This window comes from Aminobacter sp. Piv2-1 (assembly GCF_037625995.1).
Lineage (GTDB): Bacteria > Pseudomonadota > Alphaproteobacteria > Rhizobiales > Rhizobiaceae > Aminobacter.
This window is the reverse complement of the sequence record NZ_JARKMU010000021.1, coordinates 1-21,091: the sequence shown is the minus strand read 5'-3', so window position 1 is coordinate 21,091 and position 21,091 is coordinate 1. Positions and strand designations below refer to the sequence as shown.

The 21,091-nt window shown below is 62.3% G+C and carries 17 protein-coding genes, 1 tRNA gene and 1 pseudogene; 18 read left to right on the top strand and 1 reads right to left on the bottom strand.

Annotated elements, in window-relative coordinates; translation table 11 throughout:
• The 14 genes and pseudogenes from tuf to AmiPiv_RS24620 form a co-directional block, all read left to right on the top strand.
• Positions 1-181 (top strand): annotated as a pseudogene (gene tuf / locus AmiPiv_RS24685) (elongation factor Tu); the annotation flags it as partial.
• A gap of 110 nt (positions 182-291) precedes the next feature.
• Positions 292-771, top strand: coding sequence for a group II truncated hemoglobin (locus tag AmiPiv_RS24680; RefSeq protein WP_340041863.1), 480 nt, complete (start codon positions 292-294; stop codon positions 769-771).
• Positions 772-973: 202 nt separating this feature from the next.
• Positions 974-2,590, top strand: a complete 1,617-nt coding sequence (locus AmiPiv_RS24675; RefSeq protein WP_340041861.1) for a hypothetical protein — start codon at positions 974-976, stop codon at positions 2,588-2,590.
• A 100-nt stretch (positions 2,591-2,690) separates the two neighbouring features.
• Positions 2,691-3,197 (top strand): metal-dependent hydrolase, encoded by a 507-nt coding sequence (locus AmiPiv_RS24670; protein WP_340041859.1) that lies wholly within the window; start codon positions 2,691-2,693, stop codon positions 3,195-3,197.
• Between the two features lie 170 nt (positions 3,198-3,367).
• A tRNA-Trp gene (locus AmiPiv_RS24665) sits at positions 3,368-3,443 on the top strand.
• Positions 3,444-3,748: 305 nt separating this feature from the next.
• Complete coding sequence (gene secE, locus AmiPiv_RS24660) at positions 3,749-3,946, top strand: preprotein translocase subunit SecE (RefSeq protein ID WP_340041857.1); 198 nt, start codon at positions 3,749-3,751, stop codon at positions 3,944-3,946.
• Positions 3,947-3,972: 26 nt separating this feature from the next.
• Positions 3,973-4,500, top strand: coding sequence for a transcription termination/antitermination protein NusG (gene nusG / locus AmiPiv_RS24655; RefSeq protein WP_340041855.1), 528 nt, complete (start codon positions 3,973-3,975; stop codon positions 4,498-4,500).
• Positions 4,501-4,654: 154 nt separating this feature from the next.
• Complete coding sequence (rplK, locus tag AmiPiv_RS24650; protein ID WP_340041852.1) at positions 4,655-5,083, top strand: 50S ribosomal protein L11; 429 nt, start codon at positions 4,655-4,657, stop codon at positions 5,081-5,083.
• Positions 5,084-5,087: 4 nt separating this feature from the next.
• A complete protein-coding gene (gene rplA / locus AmiPiv_RS24645; protein ID WP_340041850.1) occupies positions 5,088-5,786 on the top strand; it encodes a 50S ribosomal protein L1 in 699 nt (232 codons plus the stop codon).
• Positions 5,787-6,149: 363 nt separating this feature from the next.
• A complete protein-coding gene (gene rplJ / locus AmiPiv_RS24640; protein ID WP_340041848.1) occupies positions 6,150-6,668 on the top strand; it encodes a 50S ribosomal protein L10 in 519 nt (172 codons plus the stop codon).
• Between the two features lie 54 nt (positions 6,669-6,722).
• Entirely contained in the window at positions 6,723-7,100 is a 378-nt protein-coding gene (rplL, locus tag AmiPiv_RS24635; RefSeq protein WP_340041846.1) for a 50S ribosomal protein L7/L12, read from the top strand.
• A gap of 197 nt (positions 7,101-7,297) precedes the next feature.
• Positions 7,298-11,434, top strand: coding sequence for a DNA-directed RNA polymerase subunit beta (gene rpoB, locus AmiPiv_RS24630; protein WP_340041844.1), 4,137 nt, complete (start codon positions 7,298-7,300; stop codon positions 11,432-11,434).
• 183 nt (positions 11,435-11,617) lie between these two features.
• Positions 11,618-15,814: a DNA-directed RNA polymerase subunit beta' gene (gene rpoC / locus AmiPiv_RS24625; RefSeq protein WP_340041842.1), complete on the top strand. Its 4,197-nt coding sequence runs from the start codon at positions 11,618-11,620 to the stop codon at positions 15,812-15,814.
• A gap of 129 nt (positions 15,815-15,943) precedes the next feature.
• Positions 15,944-17,038, top strand: coding sequence for an esterase-like activity of phytase family protein (locus tag AmiPiv_RS24620; protein WP_340041866.1), 1,095 nt, complete (start codon positions 15,944-15,946; stop codon positions 17,036-17,038).
• A 54-nt stretch (positions 17,039-17,092) separates the two neighbouring features.
• On the opposite strand, the gene AmiPiv_RS24615 is transcribed toward AmiPiv_RS24620, so the two are convergent.
• Entirely contained in the window at positions 17,093-17,374 is a 282-nt protein-coding gene (locus AmiPiv_RS24615; RefSeq protein ID WP_340041840.1) for a transcriptional regulator, read from the bottom strand.
• A 485-nt stretch (positions 17,375-17,859) separates the two neighbouring features.
• Between AmiPiv_RS24615 and rpsL the strand changes: the two genes are divergently transcribed.
• The 4 genes from rpsL to AmiPiv_RS24595 form a co-directional block, all read left to right on the top strand.
• Positions 17,860-18,231 (top strand): 30S ribosomal protein S12, encoded by a 372-nt coding sequence (rpsL, locus tag AmiPiv_RS24610; RefSeq protein ID WP_008837709.1) that lies wholly within the window; start codon positions 17,860-17,862, stop codon positions 18,229-18,231.
• Between the two features lie 78 nt (positions 18,232-18,309).
• Positions 18,310-18,780 (top strand): 30S ribosomal protein S7, encoded by a 471-nt coding sequence (gene rpsG / locus AmiPiv_RS24605; protein WP_340041830.1) that lies wholly within the window; start codon positions 18,310-18,312, stop codon positions 18,778-18,780.
• A gap of 30 nt (positions 18,781-18,810) precedes the next feature.
• A complete protein-coding gene (gene fusA, locus AmiPiv_RS24600) occupies positions 18,811-20,901 on the top strand; it encodes an elongation factor G (RefSeq protein ID WP_340041828.1) in 2,091 nt (696 codons plus the stop codon).
• A 67-nt stretch (positions 20,902-20,968) separates the two neighbouring features.
• On the top strand, positions 20,969-21,091 hold a 123-nt coding region (locus tag AmiPiv_RS24595; RefSeq protein ID WP_252815864.1), incomplete at its 3' end, for a GTP-binding protein.

Below are 21,091 nucleotides of genomic sequence, written 5' to 3'. Positions count from 1 at the left end.
GACGGACGTGACCGGCATCGTGACGCTGCCGGAAGGCACCGAGATGGTGATGCCGGGCGACAACATCACGGTCGACGTCGAACTGATCGTGCCGATCGCCATGGAAGAGAAGCTCCGCTTCGCCATCCGTGAAGGCGGCCGCACCGTCGGCGCCGGCATCGTCGCCTCGATCGTCGAGTAATCGACGCTAGCGGACTACAAGAGGGCGGCCTTCGGGCCGCCCTTTTTTTGTTTGTGCCCAGGACTGACGCCCCCATATCCCATTGGTTCGAACACCGGTGGAGGCCGCGGATGAGCAGAGAGGTTCCGAGTTTGTATGAATGGGCGGGTGGTGCCGATGCGCTCAACCGCCTGACAAGCGTGTTTTACGACAAGGTACGCAGCGATCCGGTGCTTGAGCCGGTCTTTCGCGGCATGTCCACGCAGCACCCGGCGCATGTGGCGGCTTTCATCGGTGAGGTGTTCGGCGGTCCGAAGAGCTACAGCGAAAAGCATGGCGGTCATCCTGCCATGATCAGCCATCATCTCGACAGGCACCTGACCGAGGAACAGCGCCGGCGCTGGATTTCACTCTTGCTCGACGCGGCTGACGAGGTGGGGCTGCCGGACGATCCGGAATTCCGCTCCGCATTCGTGGCCTACATCGAATGGGGAACCCGGCTGGCCAAGTTGAACTCGCAGCCCGGCACCAGTCCGCAACTCGACGAGCCGATGCCGCGATGGGGCTGGGGTGTGCCGGGAGGTCCCTACGAGCCGCCGGCCGGCGCCTGACGGGCGAGCCGCGCCGCTGCGCGCGGCAGGCGGCGACGACTGCTTCGATGGCCGAGCCATTTGAACTGTGGCACGCGTCAAGCGCAGCCCGCACTTTTTTGTTTTGGGCAGGCAAGTCGAAAAGTCGCGTGGTTAGATTGCCAGAAGTCAGGCCGTCGCTAATATAGGCTGTAATTACATGTATCGTTGGGGGGCGATGCAATTGGCAAAGCTACTTTGCTCGTCCACCGGACGGCACCGGCTGCTGGCTCTGGCCACGCTTCTTCTTGTGCAATTCATGACTGGGATGGCGGCAGCCGCAAAGAAGGCTGAGCCGGTGATCGGCGACATCGATCAGCCGATGCAATTTGCCATCGTGCGAAGCAACAATTCCGGTTGCGAGCCTATCTGCCCGCAATGGATATGGGCGCGCGGGGCGATCGAGCCCGGTACGCCGGCCGTATTCAAGCGCTTTCTGAAGAAGGTTGGAAAGTTGAAGCTGCCGGTGGTGCTCAGTTCGCCCGGTGGCGACATCGACGCAGCTCTTGCTATGGGCCGCATGATCCGTGAGCGAAATCTGGATACCGGTGTCGGCACCGCATATCTCACCGGCTGTCCCGCCGGCGAACGGGATTGCTTTGCAAAGCAGAAACAGGCTGGGGTCTATTTCGGCGTCATCATTGCAAACAATGTGTATTGCAATTCGGCTTGCCCGTTGGTTCTCGCGGGCGGAGTCCGGCGCTTCGCCAGCGGCTGGGCTTATGTTGGCGTTCATCAAATTACGACCACGTACACGAGGGAGCGAATATTCTATCGTGAGAAGTACAAGATCGTCCGCGGCAAGAAGCGTGTGACGGAGAAGAGGATCGTTGGTCGCAAGACCCTTGGCAGCTACCAGTCGACAAAGCTTCCCAAGGCGACGGAGAGAAAGGTGCAGGCCTATCTCAAGGAGATGGGAATTGCCCGATCTTATCTGGCAACAGCCCAGGGGACACCGGCTGCCGACATGCGAAAGCTTGATCAGTCGGAAATGCTTGGCATGAACCTGGTCACCGGCGATGCTTCCGTCGGCGAGCTCGCGCGCGGGGGCCTGTGCGATGCGCTCCCGCTGGCAGGCAACTGCGTAGATATTTCGGGCAGAGGCGGCGCCGCCGAGGCTGTTTCATTTTTGCCGCGACCAGCAACTGGCCAGACGTCCGAGCCAATGCGTTTCATCGTCGTTCAAGCGGACAAATCCGGATGCGATGCCCGTTGCCCAGCATGGATATCAGCGGAAGGTAGGGTCGACGACAAGACTCCTGCGCTGCTCGACGAGACATTGAAGAGTCTCGGCGGACGGAAGTTGCCGCTGGTGGTCTCTTCAACTGGCGGCAATTTGGATGCCGCGCTCCGGCTCGGTCGAGCGATACGCATGAGCGGTTTGGTCGTCGTTGTCGGTCGGACGGATGTTGTCGATTGCGGATCGGATGGACGAGGCTGCGCGAGCAAGCCCGCCGGAAACGCCCGCTACCGGGGTGGGGCGAGTTCGCGCAGCGCCGTCTGCACGGCGGAATGCACGATCCTCCTTGCAAGTGGCATTCAGCGCCTTGCAGGGCAATTTTCTGCCATCGGCTGGAAGGGGGCTCCGACGGCTGAGCAGATCGAAACTCACTTCAAGGAGATGGGTGTCAATCCGAGGTTCCTCTCGGAAGGGCCGTGGGAGCTTCTGGACGAGCGCGGGCAGTGGCGACTGTTCAGAATGAATCTTCTCACCGCGACACTCGGGGTCGAGGCCGTCGTCGAGGGCCGGGAATGCAAAGGTCAGCCGGCGCCCAACTTGTGCTACACCCCGCCGACCTGACGTTCAGGCTCCATCGCCGTCCATGCCCGAAGCGCGTCGAATTTCAGGCGTCGTCACGCCGCAATCGAATTGCAGGGTGCAGGGCAGGAGGAGGGACGCCATGCTGATCGCGCATCTGCCGGCGGGCTACATCATCGGATCGTTCTTTCGAAACAAGGCGCCGCAGGCGCGCGGCGCAATGCTATCGGCGCTGGTCGGCAGCGTGGCACCCGATTTCGACATTGCGTGGTTCTTGTTCGTCGACAATGGCGGCGCCCACCATCGCGGCTACCCGACGCACTGGCCGCTGTTTTGGGCTTTGGTCGCGGCCGTCGTCGTGCCGCTCATTGCGCTGTCGGCGCCGCGCTGGAAGGCTGCGGCAACAGTCTTCTTCCTTGCCGTTCTGTCCCACATGATTCTCGATTCAGTGACGGCGCCGATGCATTGGCTGATGCCGTTCGACGAGCGGGCGGTGGAACTCGTACCCGTCCCGGCTGCCTATCCGCACTGGGTCCTCAGTTTCGTTCTGCATTGGACCTTTGCGCTGGAGATAGCCATCTGCACTATGGCGGCAACAATTGCTGCGAGAGATTTCAGACAGCGCAAGCCTCTCGGACGCGGCATGTGATATGTCACTGAAATTTGTGCAGGCACACAAGGCACATGAGCGGGCAGGGGCAGGGCCCGCTGCGCAGTCTTGCCCTGTGAATGTTCGCAACATGCCGCAAAGCGCTCTTTACAGACGCCGTGGAAATCCTTAGGAAGCCGGTGCTGCGCAATTGATGCGCGGCGCAATGCACGGGCATAGCTCAGTTGGTAGAGCGGCGGTCTCCAAAACCGCAGGTCGTAGGTTCGAGCCCTGCTGCCCGTGCCAGTCTTGCCAGAATTCGCTGGTTCAGGCATAAGAGACTTTCTATAGCTGGGACGGGACGACTGGATGGTCCCGATGCAGCGTTCAATCGTAGAGGAGATTCCTGCCACTTGCGTGGAAAGAGAATCGTCTCTATGTAGGCGAAACAGACACGCGGCGCGTGGGGCTGGGAATCCGGCTTTACGCGCCCGATATGCATGGGCGAAATGTTTGCGCCGATTCGGTGCGAAAATTTCGATCCTGTTACATCTCCCGGTCACGGGATCATCCAGAAGTCCGGTTTACGGACGTTGAAAGCAGAGCGGCTCATGGCGAAAACCAACCCCTTCACCTTCCTGCAGCAGGTGAGGTCGGAAACGGCGAAGGTTACTTGGCCCTCGCGGCGCGAGACGATGATCTCCACGGTCATGGTGCTCGGCTTCGCCGCTGTAGCGATGATCTTCTTCTTTGCCGCGGATCAGCTGATGGCGTTCGCCGTCGAGCAGCTCCTGGGCATGGGTCGCTAAGACCGCGAATACGGAGAACTTCTGAGATGACTGCGCGCTGGTACATCGTCCACGCTTACTCGAACTTCGAAAAGAAGGTCGCCGAGGACATCGAGCACAAGGCCAAGCAGAAGGGCCTGAGCGACCAGATCGAGCAGATCGTGGTGCCGACCGAGAAGGTCGTCGAGGTCCGTCGCGGCCGCAAGGTAGATGCCGAGCGCAAGTTCTTCCCGGGCTATGTGCTGCTCAAGGCCAACCTGACCGACGCGGTCTTCAGCCTCGTGAAGAACACGCCGAAGGTCACTGGTTTCCTTGGTGATTCCAAGCCCGTGCCGATCACCGAGAGCGAGGCGCAGCGGATCCTCAATCAGGTCCAGGAGGGCGTCGAGCGTCCCAAGCCCTCGGTCACTTTCGAGATCGGCGAGCAGGTGCGTGTTTCCGACGGTCCGTTCGCGTCGTTCAACGGCTTCGTCCAGGAAGTGGACGAGGAGCGGGCCCGCCTCAAGGTGGAAGTTTCGATCTTCGGGCGCGCGGTGCCCGTCGATCTCGAATTCGGTCAGGTCGAAAAGGGCTGATCGAAGTGTCCGTCGCCTCCTGGGGTGACGGGCGCGCCGGGCGCATGCCTGGCGCAAGCATGGTGGGAGAGGAAGCGGCTTAGCCGGTCGCCGATATCGCACCACCGAACTGCAACCGCCGAAAACATATCGGCACAACAAAGGCAGGTAAGAGATGGCTAAGAAGATAGCAGGCCAGCTCAAGCTCCAGGTTTCCGCGGGTTCGGCGACGCCGTCGCCCCCGATCGGTCCTGCGCTTGGTCAGCGTGGCATCAACATCATGGAATTCTGCAAGGCGTTCAACGCGCAGACCCAGGAACTCGAGAAGGGTTCGCCGATCCCGGTCGTGATCACCTATTACCAGGACAAGTCGTTCACCTTCGTCATGAAGACGCCGCCGGTGAGCTACTTCCTGAAGAAGGCCGCCAACCTGAAGTCGGGCTCGAAGGAGCCGGGCAAGGTCAAGGCTGGCCAGATCAGCCGCGACAAGGTTCGCGAAATCGCCCAGGCCAAGATGAAGGACCTGAACGCCAACGACGTCGAAGCGGCCATCAAGATGGTCGAGGGCTCCGCCCGTTCGATGGGTCTGGAAGTGGTGGGCTGAGATCATGGCTAAGATTGCAAAGCGTGTTGCCAAGTCCCGCGAGGGCATCGACCCGAACAAGGCCTACGGCCTGTCCGAAGCGCTCGGGCTGCTGAAGGCCCGTTCGACCGTCAAGTTCGACGAGACCGTCGAAGTCGCCATGAACCTCGGCGTCGACCCGCGCCATGCCGACCAGATGGTCCGCGGAGTGGTCAACCTGCCGAACGGCACCGGTCGTACCGTCCGCGTCGCCGTGTTCGCCAAGGATGCCAAGGCTGACGAAGCCCGCGCAGCCGGCGCCGACATCGTCGGTGCGGAAGACCTGGTCGAGATCGTCCAGAAGGGCCAGATCGATTTCGATCGCTGCATCGCCACCCCGGACATGATGCCGCTGGTCGGCCGTCTCGGTAAGGTGCTCGGCCCGCGCGGCATGATGCCGAACCCGAAGGTCGGCACCGTGACCACCGACGTCGCGGCCGCGGTCAAGGCTTCGAAGGGCGGCGCCGTCGAGTTCCGCGTCGAGAAGGCCGGTATCATCCACGCCGGCGTCGGCAAGGTCTCGTTCGACGTCAAGGCGCTGGAAGAGAACGTCCGCGCTTTCACCGACGCGGTCAACAAGGCCAAGCCGTCGGGCGCCAAGGGCGTGTTCGTCAAGAAGGTGTCGGTCACCTCGACGATGGGCCCGGGCCTCAAGCTCGACCTCACGACGCTCGCTGCGTCCTGATAAGTTGAATTTGGATCGGTCGCCAACGACCTGATCCAGAAAAGAATTCCGGGCCTCCGGGCCCGGATATCGGAAGTTGGAGACAGCTTCCGAAATCCTGTCCGAGATTGCAGGCGGTCCAAGCGACCCTTGGTCCTTAATTCGAATGGGCCTGCATGAGACGGGTGAAGACCAGACAACGGAGCCGTCGGCTCCAATGAAAGGTTCGAACCGTGTTTGCCTTTTGCCAGCTGTCGCGGGCGAAAAGGGGACAGGATCCTCGAGCGCCGTTCGGGTGATCCGGAACTTCTGGATTGCTCGCCCGGCAAAAGGCAACCCGACCGCCAGCCCCGCAAATGGGAGGCGGTCAACTGGAGATAGGCAGTGGACAGAGCGGAAAAACGCGAACTCGTCACGGGCCTGAATGACGCGTTCTCGAACGCAGGTTCAGTCGTCGTGGCCCACTATGCCGGTATCACCGTCGCGCAGATGAACGATCTTCGTGTGAAGATGCGTCAGGCCGGCGGCACCGTCAAAGTCGCGAAGAACCGTCTCGCCAAAATCGCTCTTCAGGGCACGGAATCCGAAAGCATCATCGATCTGTTCAAGGGACAGACGCTGGTTGCCTATTCGGAGGATCCGATTGCAGCGCCGAAGGTCGCGTCCGACTTCGCCAAGACCAATGACAAGCTCGTCATTCTTGGTGGTTCGATGGGCAAGACCGCGCTCGACGCCGACGGTGTTAAGGCACTCGCCACACTGCCGTCGCTCGACGAGCTGCGTGCAAGGCTGGTTGGAATGATTTCCACGCCGGCAACCCGGATCGCCCAGGTCGTCAACGCGCCGGCAGGTCAGCTTGCCCGCGTCTTTGGCGCTTACGCCCGGAAGGACGAGGCGGCATGAGGCCGTTCCTCGCTATCATCAACACACGTTCGAACTGATTGAAGGAATAGTAAAATGGCTGATCTCGCAAAGATCGTTGACGACCTGTCGGCCCTGACCGTCCTCGAGGCGGCTGAGCTGTCGAAGCTGCTCGAAGAGAAGTGGGGCGTTTCCGCTGCTGCTCCGGTGGCTGTCGCCGCCGCTGCCGGCGGTGCGGCTGCTGCTGCTCCGGCTGAAGAGAAGACCGAGTTCGATGTCATCCTGGCTGCTGCCGGCGACAAGAAGATCGAAGTCATCAAGGAAGTCCGCGCCATCACCGGCCTGGGCCTCAAGGAAGCCAAGGACCTCGTCGAAGGCGCTCCGAAGCCGGTCAAGGAAGGCGTCTCGAAGGCTGACGCCGAGAAGCTCAAGGCTCAGCTGGAAGCAGCTGGCGCCAAGATCGAGCTGAAGTAAGCACGGTTTCGGTGGGCGGCCTCGTCGCCGCCCACCGGCTCCCGTGTTCGGGGGATGAGAGGGAACCTATTTCCTGAGGGCCGGGTTGCGGCTTTCAGGAAACGGGTTTTCGCCCGTTTTGGATAGGCCGCCGAGGCGGCTCGTATGCAAGGTGAGCAGTAGCGAAGCTCACCCCAAGAAGGCAGCAAGGAGCGACGATGGCCCAGACCCAGACTTTCAATGGCCGCAGACGCGTACGCAAGTTCTTCGGAAAGATCCCGGAAGTTGCGGAGATGCCGAACCTGATCGAGGTTCAGAAGGCATCCTATGACCAGTTCCTGATGGTGGACGAGCCCAAGGGCGGTCGTCCGGACGAAGGACTGCAGGCCGTTTTCAAGTCGGTCTTCCCGATTTCCGATTTCTCCGGCGCGTCGATGCTGGAATTCGTGAAGTATGAATTCGAGGCACCGAAGTTCGACGTCGACGAGTGCCGTCAGCGCGATCTCACCTTCGCCGCGCCGCTGAAGGTGACGCTGCGCCTGATCGTGTTCGATATCGACGAGGACACCGGTTCGAAGTCGATCAAGGACATCAAGGAGCAGGACGTCTACATGGGCGACATGCCGCTCATGACGTCGAACGGCACCTTCATCGTCAACGGCACCGAGCGTGTCATCGTTTCCCAGATGCACCGTTCGCCGGGCGTCTTCTTCGACCACGACAAGGGCAAGTCGCACTCGTCGGGCAAGCTGCTGTTTGCCGCGCGCGTCATCCCCTATCGCGGTTCCTGGCTCGACATCGAGTTCGACTCGAAGGACATCGTCCACGCTCGTATCGACCGTCGCCGCAAGATCCCGGTGTCGTCGCTGCTGATGGCGCTCGGCATGGACGGCGAAGAGATCCTGTCGACCTTCTACAACAAGATCACCTACAAGAAGTCGGGCGACCACTGGCGCATCCCGTTCTCGGTCGATCGCTTCCGCGGTCTTAAGGCCGTTGGCGACCTCGTTGACGCCGACACCGGCGAGATCGTCGTCGAAGCCGGCAAGAAGATCACCGCCCGCCAGGCCAAGCAGCTTGCCGAGAAGGGCCTCAAGGCCATCAAGGCGACCGAAGACGATCTCTTCGGCAGCTACCTCGCCGAGGACATCGTCAACTACGCCACCGGCGAGATCTATCTCGAGGCCGGCGACGAGATCGACGAGAAGACGCTGAAGGTTCTGCTCTCGGCCGGCGAGGAAGAGATCAACATCCTCGACATCGACCACATCAACGTTGGCGGCTACATCCGCAACACGCTGACGGTCGACAAGAACGAAAGCCGTCAGGACGCGCTGTTCGACATCTACCGCGTCATGCGTCCGGGCGAGCCGCCCACGCTCGAAACCGCCGAGGCGATGTTCAATTCGCTGTTCTTCGACGCCGAACGCTACGACCTGTCGGCCGTCGGTCGCGTCAAGATGAACATGCGTCTAGAACTCGACGCCGCCGACACCGTGCGTGTGCTGCGCAAGGACGACATCCTGGCCGTGGTCAGGACGCTGGTCGAGCTGCGCGACGGCAAGGGCGAGATCGACGACATCGACAACCTCGGCAACCGCCGCGTCCGTTCGGTCGGCGAGCTGATGGAAAACCAGTACCGCGTCGGCCTGCTCCGCATGGAGCGCGCGATCAAGGAACGCATGTCCTCGATCGAAATCGACACGGTCATGCCGCAGGACCTGATCAACGCCAAGCCCGCGGCTGCCGCGGTGCGCGAGTTCTTCGGTTCCTCGCAGCTGTCGCAGTTCATGGACCAGACCAACCCACTGTCGGAGATCACCCACAAGCGTCGTCTCTCGGCGCTTGGACCTGGCGGTCTGACCCGCGAGCGCGCTGGCTTCGAAGTCCGCGACGTTCATCCGACGCACTACGGCCGTATCTGCCCGATCGAGACGCCGGAAGGCCCGAACATCGGTCTGATCAACTCGCTGGCCACCTTCGCGCGCGTCAACAAGTACGGCTTCATCGAGAGCCCGTACCGCAAGATCGTGGGCGGCAAGCTGACCAACGAAGTCGTCTATCTCTCGGCCATGGAAGAGGCCAAGCACTTCGTTGCCCAGGCCAACGCCGAGCTCGACGCCAATGGCCACTTCGTCGACGAATTCGTCATTTGCCGTAACGCCGGCGAAGTGATGATGGCGCCGCGCGAAAACGTCGATCTCATGGACGTTTCGCCGAAGCAGATGGTGTCTGTCGCGGCCGCGCTGATCCCGTTCCTGGAAAACGACGACGCCAACCGCGCTCTGATGGGCTCGAACATGCAGCGTCAGGCCGTGCCGCTGGTGCGCGCCGAGGCTCCGTTCGTCGGCACCGGCATGGAACCGATCGTCGCCCGTGACTCGGGCGCTGCGATCGGCGCACGCCGCGGCGGTATCGTCGATCAGGTCGACGCGACGCGTATCGTTATCCGTGCGACGGAAGATCTCGAAGCGGGCAAGTCTGGCGTCGACATCTACCGCCTGATGAAGTTCCAGCGTTCGAACCAGAACACCTGCATCAATCAGCGTCCGCTGGTGCGCATGGGTGATCGGGTCAACAAGGGCGACATCATCGCTGACGGTCCGTCCACCGATCTCGGCGATCTGGCCCTCGGCCGCAACGTGCTCGTCGCGTTCATGCCGTGGAACGGCTACAACTACGAGGACTCGATCCTGCTCTCCGAGCGTATCGTGGCCGACGACGTCTTCACCTCGATCCACATCGAGGAGTTCGAGGTCATGGCCCGCGACACCAAGCTCGGGCCGGAGGAAATCACGCGCGACATTCCGAACGTTTCGGAAGAAGCGCTGAAGAACCTCGACGAAGCCGGCATCGTCTACATCGGTGCGGAAGTGCAGCCGGGCGACATCCTGGTCGGCAAGATCACGCCGAAGGGCGAAAGCCCGATGACGCCGGAAGAGAAGCTTCTGCGCGCCATCTTCGGCGAGAAGGCGTCCGACGTCCGTGACACCTCCATGCGCATGCCGCCCGGAACCTACGGTACGGTCGTCGAAGTGCGCGTCTTCAACCGCCACGGCGTGGAGAAGGACGAGCGCGCGATGGCGATCGAGCGCGAGGAGATCGAGCGTCTCGCCAAGGACCGCGACGACGAGCAGGCCATCCTCGACCGCAACGTCTACAGCCGTCTGAGCGACATGCTCATCGGCAAGGACGCGATTGCCGGACCGAAGGGCTTCAAGAAGGGCTCGACGCTCGCCAAGGAGACGCTGGACGACTATCCGCGTTCGCAGTGGTGGCAGTTCGCCGTCGAAGACGAGAAGATGCAGGGTGAGCTTGAAGCTCTGCGCGGCCAGTACGACGACTCCAAGAAGCAGCTCGAGCAGCGCTTCATGGACAAGGTCGAGAAGGTGCAGCGCGGCGACGAGATGCCGCCCGGCGTCATGAAGATGGTCAAGGTCTTCGTCGCGGTGAAGCGCAAGATGCAGCCCGGCGACAAGATGGCCGGCCGTCACGGCAACAAGGGTGTCGTGTCGCGCATCGTTCCGGTCGAGGACATGCCGTTCCTCGAAGACGGCACGCATGCCGACATCGTGCTCAACCCGCTGGGCGTGCCTTCGCGCATGAACGTCGGTCAGATCCTCGAAACCCATCTCGGCTGGGCTTGCGCCGGCATGGGCAGGAAGATCGGTGAGCTCATCGAAGCGTACAAGCAGAGCGGCGACATCAAGCCGCTGCGCCAGACGATCGAAAGCATCATCCCCGACAACGACCGCAACGAGCCGGTCCGCGACTACGACGACGAGTCCATCGTTCGCCTCGGCGATCAGATGAAGCGCGGCGTCTCCATCGCGACCCCGGTGTTCGACGGTGCGCACGAGGCCAACATCAACGAGATGCTGACCCAGGCGGGCCTGCACACCTCGGGCCAGTCGCAGCTGTACGACGGACGTACGGGCGAGCCGTTCGACCGCAAGGTGACCATGGGCTACATCTACATGCTCAAGCTTCACCATCTGGTCGACGACAAGATCCACGCCCGTTCGATCGGCCCGTACTCGCTCGTCACCCAGCAGCCGCTGGGCGGCAAGGCGCAGTTCGGCGGTCAGCGCTTCGGCGAGATGGAGGTCTGGGCGCTCGAAGCCTACGGCGCGGCCTACACGCTGCAGGAGATGCTGACGGTGAAGTCGGACGATGTCGCCGGCCGCACCAAGGTCTACGAGGCGATCGTCCGTGGCGACGACACCTTCGAGGCAGGCATCCCCGAGAGCTTCAACGTTCTCGTCAAGGAAATGCGTTCGCTGGGCCTCAACGTCGAATTGGAGAACACCAAGGTCGACGAGACTCAGCACCGGTTGCCCGACGCGGCCGAGTAAGCACTAGAGGCGCGCCGCGGGTTTTGCCCGCGGCGTAGCCGCAGGACATGATCCCGAAGCGAGCTTCGGTCCGATCATGCCCGGCGATGAGAATTCCTCGGCCCAGAGCCGACACGTATGGCGGGCGCCTAGGCCCGCACCCGATGCAAAGGGGCTTTCGAGGGCCCCGAAAAGGAGAACGGCATGAACCAAGAGGTCATGAATCTCTTCAACCCGCAGGCGCCTGCGCAGGTGTTCGATTCCATCCGGATTTCGCTCGCCAGCCCCGAGAAGATTCTGTCCTGGTCGTTCGGCGAGATCAAGAAGCCGGAGACGATCAACTATCGTACCTTCAAGCCGGAGCGCGACGGCCTATTCTGCGCCCGCATCTTCGGCCCGATCAAGGACTACGAATGCTTGTGCGGCAAGTACAAGCGCATGAAGTACAAGGGCGTCATCTGCGAGAAGTGCGGCGTCGAAGTCACGCTGTCGCGCGTCCGTCGCGAGCGCATGGGCCATATCGAACTGGCCGCGCCCGTCGCCCACATCTGGTTCCTGAAGTCGCTGCCGAGCCGCATCGGCACGCTGCTCGACATGACCCTCAAGGACATCGAGCGCGTTCTCTACTTCGAGAACTACATCGTCACCGAGCCGGGCCTGACCGCGCTGAAGGAGCACCAACTCCTCAGCGAGGAAGAGTACATGCTCGCCGTCGACGAGTATGGCGAGGACTCGTTCACCGCCATGATCGGCGCCGAGGCCATCCATGACCTGCTCGCCTCGATGGATCTCGAGAAGATCGCCGGCGACCTGCGTTCGGAGCTCGCTTCGACGACGTCGGAGCTCAAGCAGAAGAAGTACCTCAAGCGCCTCAAGGTGGTTGAGAACTTCATGGAGTCGGGCAACCGTCCCGAGTGGATGATCATGAAGGTCGTGCCGGTGATCCCGCCGGATCTGCGCCCGCTGGTCCCGCTCGACGGCGGCCGCTTCGCGACCTCCGACCTGAACGACCTCTATCGTCGCGTCATCAACCGCAACAACCGTCTGAAGCGCCTGATCGAGCTCCGTGCGCCGGGGATCATCATCCGCAACGAGAAGCGCATGCTGCAGGAGGCCGTCGACGCTCTGTTCGACAACGGCCGCCGCGGTCGCGTCATCACCGGTGCCAACAAGCGTCCGCTGAAGTCGCTGTCCGACATGCTCAAGGGCAAGCAGGGCCGCTTCCGCCAGAACTTGCTCGGCAAGCGCGTCGACTACTCGGGCCGTTCGGTCATCGTGACCGGTCCGGAGCTCAAGCTGCACCAGTGCGGCCTGCCCAAGAAGATGGCGCTCGAACTGTTCAAGCCGTTCATCTACGCGCGTCTCGACGCCAAGGGTTACTCCTCGACCGTCAAGCAGGCCAAGAAGCTGGTCGAGAAGGAAAAGCCGGAAGTCTGGGATATCCTCGACGAGGTCATCCGCGAGCATCCGGTGCTGCTGAACCGCGCGCCGACGCTGCACCGCCTGGGCATCCAGGCCTTCGAGCCCACGCTGATCGAAGGCAAGGCAATCCAGTTGCACCCGCTCGTCTGCACGGCCTTCAACGCCGACTTCGACGGCGACCAGATGGCCGTCCACGTGCCGCTGTCGCTCGAAGCGCAGCTCGAAGCCCGCGTGCTGATGATGTCGACCAACAACATCCTGCACCCGGCCTCCGGCGCGCCGATCATCGTGCCGTCGCAGGACATGGTCCTCGGTCTCTACTATCTCTCGATCGTCAACCAGAACGAGCCGGGCGAGGGCATGGTGTTCGCCGACATGGGCGAGCTCCAGCACGCGCTCGAGACCAAGGCCGTGACGTTGCACGCCAAGATCAAGGGACGCTTCCGTACGGTCGACGCTGAAGGCAAGGAAGTGTCGAAGATCTATGACACGACGCCTGGCCGCATGATCCTCGGCGAACTGCTGCCGAAGAACGTCAACGTGCCTTACGAGACCGCCAACCAGGAGATGACCAAGAAGAACATCTCCAAGATGATCGACACCGTCTACCGCCACTGCGGCCAGAAAGAGACGGTCATCTTCTGCGATCGCATCATGGCGCTCGGCTTTGCGCATGCCTGCCGCGCCGGCATTTCGTTCGGCAAGGACGACATGGTCATCCCTGACACCAAGCAGGGCCTGGTCGAGCAGACCGAGGCGCTCGCGAAGGAATACGAGCAGCAGTACAACGACGGCCTGATCACGCAGGGCGAGAAGTACAACAAGGTCGTCGACGCCTGGGCCAAGTGCTCGGAAAAGGTCGCCGACGAGATGATGGCGCGCATCAAGGCGGTGGAGTTCGAGGACAACGGCCGCCAGAAGCCGATGAACTCGATCTACATGATGTCGCACTCGGGTGCCCGCGGTTCGCCCACCCAGATGCGCCAGCTTGCCGGCATGCGCGGCCTCATGGCCAAGCCGTCGGGCGAGATCATCGAGACGCCGATCATCTCGAACTTCAAGGAAGGCCTCACCGTTCTCGAGTACTTCAACTCGACCCACGGCGCCCGCAAGGGCCTGGCCGACACCGCGCTCAAGACGGCGAACTCGGGTTACCTGACCCGTCGTCTCGTCGACGTGGCGCAGGACTGCATCGTCAACTCCGTCGACTGCGGCACCGACAAGGGCCTCACCATGCAGCCGATCGTCGATGCGGGCCAGATCGTCGCTTCGCTCGGCCAGCGTATCCTCGGCCGCACGGCGCTCGAGGACATCAACCACCCGGTGACCGGCGATCTGCTGGTGCAGGGCGGCAAGCTGATGGACGAGCGCGACATCGAGGTCATCGAGAAGGCCGGCGTTCAGTCCGTCCGCATCCGCTCGGCGCTCACCTGCGAAGTCAAGGTCGGCGTCTGCGCGGTCTGCTACGGTCGCGACCTGGCCCGCGGTACTCCGGTCAACCAGGGCGAGGCTGTCGGCGTCATCGCCGCGCAGTCGATCGGCGAGCCGGGCACGCAGCTCACCATGCGTACCTTCCACATGGGCGGTACCGCGCAGGTGGTGGACTCGTCGTTCCTCGAAGCCTCGTATGAAGGCACCGTGCAGGTCCGCAACCGCAACGTGGTCCGCAACTCCGACGGCAACCTCGTGGTCATGGGCCGCAACATGGCGATCCTGATCCTCGACGAGGCCGGCAAGGAGCGCGCCACGCACCGCGTCACCTATGGTTCGCGTATCTTCGTGGACGACGGCGACAAGGTGAAGCGCGGCCAGCGTATCGCCGAGTGGGACCCGTACACCCGTCCGATCCTCACCGAAATCGAGGGTCGCGCGGCGTTCGAGGATCTGGTCGACGGCATCTCGGTTCAGGAAACGGCCGACGAGTCGACCGGCATCACCAAGCGCGAGGTCATCGACTGGCGGTCGACGCCGCGCGGTTCGGACCTCAAGCCGGCGATCGTGGTTCAGGACGCCAAGGGCAAGGTCGGCAAGCTGTCGAAGGGCGGCGACGCCCGCTTCCTGCTCTCGGTCGAGGCCATTCTTTCGGTCGAGCCGGGCGCGCATGTGAAGCCCGGCGACGTGCTGGCGCGTATCCCGATGGAAAGCGCGAAGACGAAGGACATCACCGGCGGTCTGCCGCGTGTTGCCGAACTCTTCGAGGCGCGTCGTCCGAAGGATCACGCCATCATCGCCGAGATCGACGGTACGGTCCGCTTCGGCCGCGACTACAAGAACAAGCGTCGCATCATCATCGAGCCGCATGACTCGACGCTTGAGCCGGTCGAATACCTGATCCCGAAGGGCAAGCCGTTCCATCTCCAGGACGGCGACGCGATCGAGAAGGGCGACTACATCCTCGACGGCAACCCCGCGCCGCACGACATCCTGGCGATCAAGGGCGTGGAAGCTCTCGCTTCCTACCTCGTGAACGAAATCCAGGAAGTCTACCGACTGCAGGGCGTGTCGATCAACGACAAGCACATCGAGGTCATCGTTCGTCAGATGCTGCAGAAGATCGAAATCACCGCACAGGGTGACTCGGTCTACATCCCGGGCGATCACGTCGATGTCATCGAGTTCGACGAGATCAACGATCGCCTGATCGAGGAAGGCAAGAAGCCTGCCGAAGGTCAGCCGGTCCTGCTCGGCATCACCAAGGCATCGCTGCAGACGCCGTCCTTCATCTCGGCCGCTTCCTTCCAGGAAACGACCAGGGTGCTGACCGAAGCTGCTGTCGCCGGCAAGACCGACATGCTGCAGGGCCTGAAGGAAAACGTCATCGTCGGTCGCCTGATCCCGGCCGGCACGGGCGGCATGATGAGCCAGATCCGGCGCATCGCCACCTCGCGCGACGAGCTGATCCTCGACGAGCGCCGCAAGCTCTCGGGCGCGGAAGTGGCCGAGCCGATCCTGACCGATATGGTCAACGCCGCCCAGTAACGGGTGTCGCGATCACGAAATAGAAAAGGGGCCCTCGCGGCCCCTTTTCTTTTTCTCCCCCGTCCTCTTCATCCGGCTGTCAACTGCGCAGGCTACCAGCACCCCAACTGGAAACTGAAGGTGACGACCATGAAGACCCTGTTTGCCTCCGCCGCCGCTGCACTTGCCATTCTTGCCCCGGTTCCGCAGGCCTCCGCCGGAGGTCTCGGCAAGCCGGACCTGCTCGGCGAGATCGTGCTGCCCACCGGGCTGAAGCTTGGCGGCATCGAGTTTGGCGGTATTTCGGGATTGGACTACGACGCGGCGAACGAGCTTTTCTATGCCATTTCCGACGACCGGTCGGAGAAGGCGCCGGCGCGGTTCTACGTGCTGAAGCTCGCGATCGACGACAAGGGCGTGCATGGCCTGGATGTCGTTTCGAGCACGCCTCTGCTCGATGCCGCAGGCAAGCCCTTCGCCACCAAGGACGTCGACCCGGAGGCGATCCGCTTCAACGCGGCCACCGGCACCTTCTACTGGTCGAGCGAGGGCGATCTTGGCGGCAAGCCGGCTGTCCGCGAAAGCCGCACCGACGGCACGCTCGTACGCGAATTTTCGCTCCCCGAGGCCTATTTGCCGAATGCCGACAAGACCCGCGGCGTGCGCAACAACCTGGCGTTCGAGGCCATGACGATCTCGGCAGACGGCAAGACGCTGCTGGTCGGCACCGAAAATGCGCTGGTCCAGGATGGCGACAAGGCGACGCTTCAGGCCGGCAGTCGCTCCAGGATCCTTGCGCTGGACATCACCAACGGCGAGGTCATGGGCGAATACGCCTATGAAACCGGTCCCATCTTCGCCAAGGCGACCCAGGATCCGTTCTGGAACGACAATGGCTTGTCTGAGTTCATCGGCCTGGGCGACGGCGAGCTGGTGACGGTCGAGCGCTCCTTCGCTCTCGGCGTCGGCAACCAGATCAACCTTTTCCGCGCCTCGCTCGCCGGAGCAGCGGATGTAAGGGACGCGGCGTCGATTGCCGGCGCCACCGTGACGCCGCTTGCCAAGGAGCAGGTGCTGAAGCTGGACGAGGGTGATTTCGGTCTCGACATCGACAACATCGAAGCGATCAGCTGGGGCCCCGAAGTTGGCGGGCGCAGGACGCTGGTCATTGTGTCGGACAACAATTTCAATCCCAAGCAGTTCACCCAGTTCGTGGTCTTCCAGCTGGACGACGCAACCAACTGAGCCCCCTGCCGCAGGTGAGGACATCGGCGGCAGGGGCAGGTCGGCTGAGCGCCTTCAGTTGGGCTCGTTGAAGGTGACGATGGAGACTTCGCCTTCGAGGGCGCCCTGATAGGCAGAGATGTGGGGTTCGTCGTCGGGCTCGCCCTGCATGTCGCCGATCTGGTCGAGTTCGGCTTCGGCATAACCTTCCTTGGCGAGCGCCTCGAGCGCCGAGCGCACCGCGGAATCATCGTCGGGGGCGACCAGCATGATGTGCACGCCTTCGGGCTGGCCGCCCTTGCGCCGCCAGACTCGCCCCGTGATGATCGTTACCGGGCGTTCTTCGTTGTCGTTCATGACTGATTCCTTGGTCCAGGTAGGTGGGCGAGGGGATTCGCCCCTGTTTCCCCGACTTTCGCACGAAGGTCGGGTGCAAGACAGGCTAAAGCGCGTTACAAACGAAGCATTAACCCTTGTCGCAGCGCAATAAAGTTGCGCTGGGCCGCCTGCGGCGCGGCAGAGCCCTTATTCCTTAAGGATTTTGGCGCTTCGGGGTTGACGCTAGGCGGTCATGCGAGTAGAAGCCGCGACGTCTGAGCCGATGTGAGGTTGGCTTTTCCGAGGCGACGCGCCTTGGAGTTTTCCTCAAACAGGGTTCGTTTTACGAGCGAAATGACATTTCTGTCGTGCATGAAGCGGTCTCGCTTCCTCTGCGGTTTGTTCGGGCAGGACCGCGCTTTGCGGTTTACGGCCCGAATTTGCGTATGGAAATGCCCAGAAATGTCGCTAGCAGCCGCCCCGAACGGGCTTGAGACACGGAATTTGAGAGACAAGAGGGTTTAATGCCTACCGTCAACCAGCTGATCCGCAAGCCGCGCATTGCGCCGGTGAAGCGCAATAAGGTTCCGGCCATGCAGGCCAACCCGCAGAAGCGTGGCGTTTGCACGCGCGTCTACACGACGACGCCGAAGAAGCCGAACTCCGCTCTGCGCAAGGTCGCGAAGATTCGCCTGACCAACGGCTTTGAAGTGATCGGCTACATCCCTGGCGAAGGTCACAACCTCCAGGAGCACTCCGTGGTCATGATCCGCGGCGGCCGCGTGAAGGATCTTCCGGGCGTGCGCTATCACATCATCCGCGGCGTGCTCGACACGCAGGGCGTGAAGAACCGCAAGCAGCGCCGTTCGAAGTATGGTGCGAAGCGTCCGAAGTAATTCGGGTTCTGCAGTTTGGGCGCTGCGCGAGGTTCTCCGCGTAATAGAGCGCCAGTCAAAGTTTGAGAGACAAGAGCTATGTCCCGTCGTCACAGTGCAGATAAGCGCGAAATCAACCCGGATCCCAAGTTCGGCGATCTGGTCATCACCAAGTTCATGAACGCCGTCATGTACGACGGCAAGAAGTCGGTCGCCGAGACGATCGTCTACGGTGCGCTCGACCAGGTGCAGGCCAAGACCAAGCAGGAGCCAGTTACCGTCTTCCACCAGGCGCTCGACAACGTCGCGCCGCACGTGGAAGTGCGTTCGCGTCGCGTCGGCGGTGCAACCTACCAGGTTCCGGTCGATGTGCGCCCCGAGCGCCGTCAGGCCCTCGCCATTCGCTGGCTGATCACTGCCGCTCGCAACCGCAACGAGACCACCATGGTCGACCGCCTCTCCGGCGAGCTCCTTGACGCGGCCAACAACCGCGGCACCGCCGTGAAGAAGCGTGAAGACACCCACAAGATGGCGGAAGCCAACCGCGCCTTCGCGCACTACCGCTGGTAAGCGCGAACGAACGACTGAGAGGCACCTCCCATGGCCCGCGAATATAAGATCGAAGACTACCGCAATTTCGGTATCATGGCGCACATCGACGCCGGCAAGACCACGACGACCGAGCGCATCCTGTATTACACGGGCAAGTCGCACAAGATCGGCGAAGTCCACGACGGCGCTGCCACCATGGACTGGATGGAGCAGGAGCAGGAGCGCGGCATCACCATCACGTCGGCTGCCACCACGACCTTCTGGAAGGGCCGTGACGGCAAGCAGCGTCGCTTCAACATCATCGACACCCCCGGCCACGTCGACTTCACCATCGAGGTCGAGCGTTCGCTGCGCGTTCTCGACGGCGCCATCGCGCTGCTCGACGCCAACGCCGGTGTCGAGCCGCAGACCGAGACCGTGTGGCGCCAGGCCGACAAGTACAACGTCCCGCGCATGATCTTCTGCAACAAGATGGACAAGATCGGCGCGGACTTCTTCCGTTCCTACGAGATGATCAAGAGCCGTCTGGGCGCCACGGCCGTTGCCGTTCAGCTGCCGATCGGCGCCGAGTCCGAGTTCAAGGGTGTCGTCGACCTGATCGAGATGAAGGCCTTGGTGTGGCGCGACGAGTCGCTCGGCGCTGCCTGGGATGTCGTCGAGATCCCGGCCGACCTGCAGGCAAAGGCCGAAGAGTTCCGCGAGAAGATGATCGAGACCGCCGTCGAAATGGACGAGCAGGCTCTCGAGAACTACCTCGAAGGCAAGATGCCGTCGAACGACGAACTCCGTGCGCTCATCCGCAAGGGCACCATCGCCGTCAAGTTCTTCCCGATGTTCTGCGGCTCGGCCTTCAAGAACAAGGGCGTTCAGCCGCTGCTCGACGGCGTCGTCGAGTTCCTGCCGTCGCCGATCGACGTTCCGGCGATCAAGGGCATCGACGCCAAGAACGAAGCAGAGATCGAGCGTCACGCTGACGACAACGAGCCGCTGTCGATGCTGGCCTTCAAGATCATGAACGATCCGTTCGTCGGCTCGCTCACGTTCTGCCGCATCTACTCCGGCAAGGTGACCAAGGGCGCTTCGCTCGAAAACACCGTCAAGGGCAAGAAAGAGCGTCTCGGCCGCATGCTGCAGATGCACTCGAACTCCCGCGCCGACATCGAAGAGGCTTTCGCCGGCGACATCGTCGCTCTGGCCGGCCTCAAGGAAACGACCACCGGCGATACGCTCTGCGATCCGCTGCACCCGGTCATCCTCGAGCGCATGGAATTCCCCGAGCCGGTCATCCAGATCGCCATCGAGCCGAAGACCAAGGGCGACCAGGAAAAGATGGGCCTCGCGCTCAATCGTCTCGCCGCCGAGGATCCGTCCTTCCGCGTCAAGTCGGACGAAGAGTCGGGCCAGACCATCATCGCCGGCATGGGCGAGCTTCACCTCGACATCATCGTCGACCGCATGAAGCGCGAGTTCAAGGTCGAGGCCAACGTCGGCGCCCCGCAGGTCGCCTATCGCGAGACGATCACGCGTTCGTTCGAGCAGGACTACACCCACAAGAAGCAGACGGGTGGTACGGGTCAGTTCGCCCGCGTCAAGCTGGTCTTCGAACCCAACACCGAGAGCGAAGAGTTCGCGTTCGAATCCAAGGTCATCGGCGGTTCGGTTCCGAAGGAATACGTCCCGGGCGTCGAGAAGGGCATCCGCAGCGTTCTGTCGTCGGGTCCGTTCGCGGGCTTCCCGATGATCGGCGTCAAGGCGACGCTCATCGACGGTGCCTACCACGACGTCGACTCGTCGGTTCTGGCCTTCGAAATCGCCTCCCGTGCAGCTCTGCGCGAGGCCGCTCCGAAGCTGGGTGTCCAGCTGCTCGAGCCGGTCATGAAGGTCGAGGTCGTGACGCCGGAAGACTACGTCGGCAACGTCATCGGCGACCTCAACAGCCGCCGCGGCCAGATCCAGGGTCAGGAGACCCGCGGTATCGCCGTCGTCGTCAACGCCATGGTTCCGCTGGCGAACATGTTCAAGTACGTGGACAGCCTGCGCTCGATGTCGCAGGGCCGTGCACAGTACACGATGCAGTTCGACCACTATGAGCCGGTGCCGACCGCGGTCGCTCAGGAAGTTCAAAAGAAATACGCGTAATTCCAAGGAATTGCAGCGGTTCGTTAATTCAACGCCCTTATCGGGCTAGCAGGAATGGAGACCTCACATGGCAAAAGGTAAATTCGAGCGTACGAAGCCTCATGTGAACATTGGCACGATTGGTCACGTCGACCACGGCAAGACGTCGCTGACGGCGGCGATCACGAAGTATTTCGGCGAGTTCAAGGCC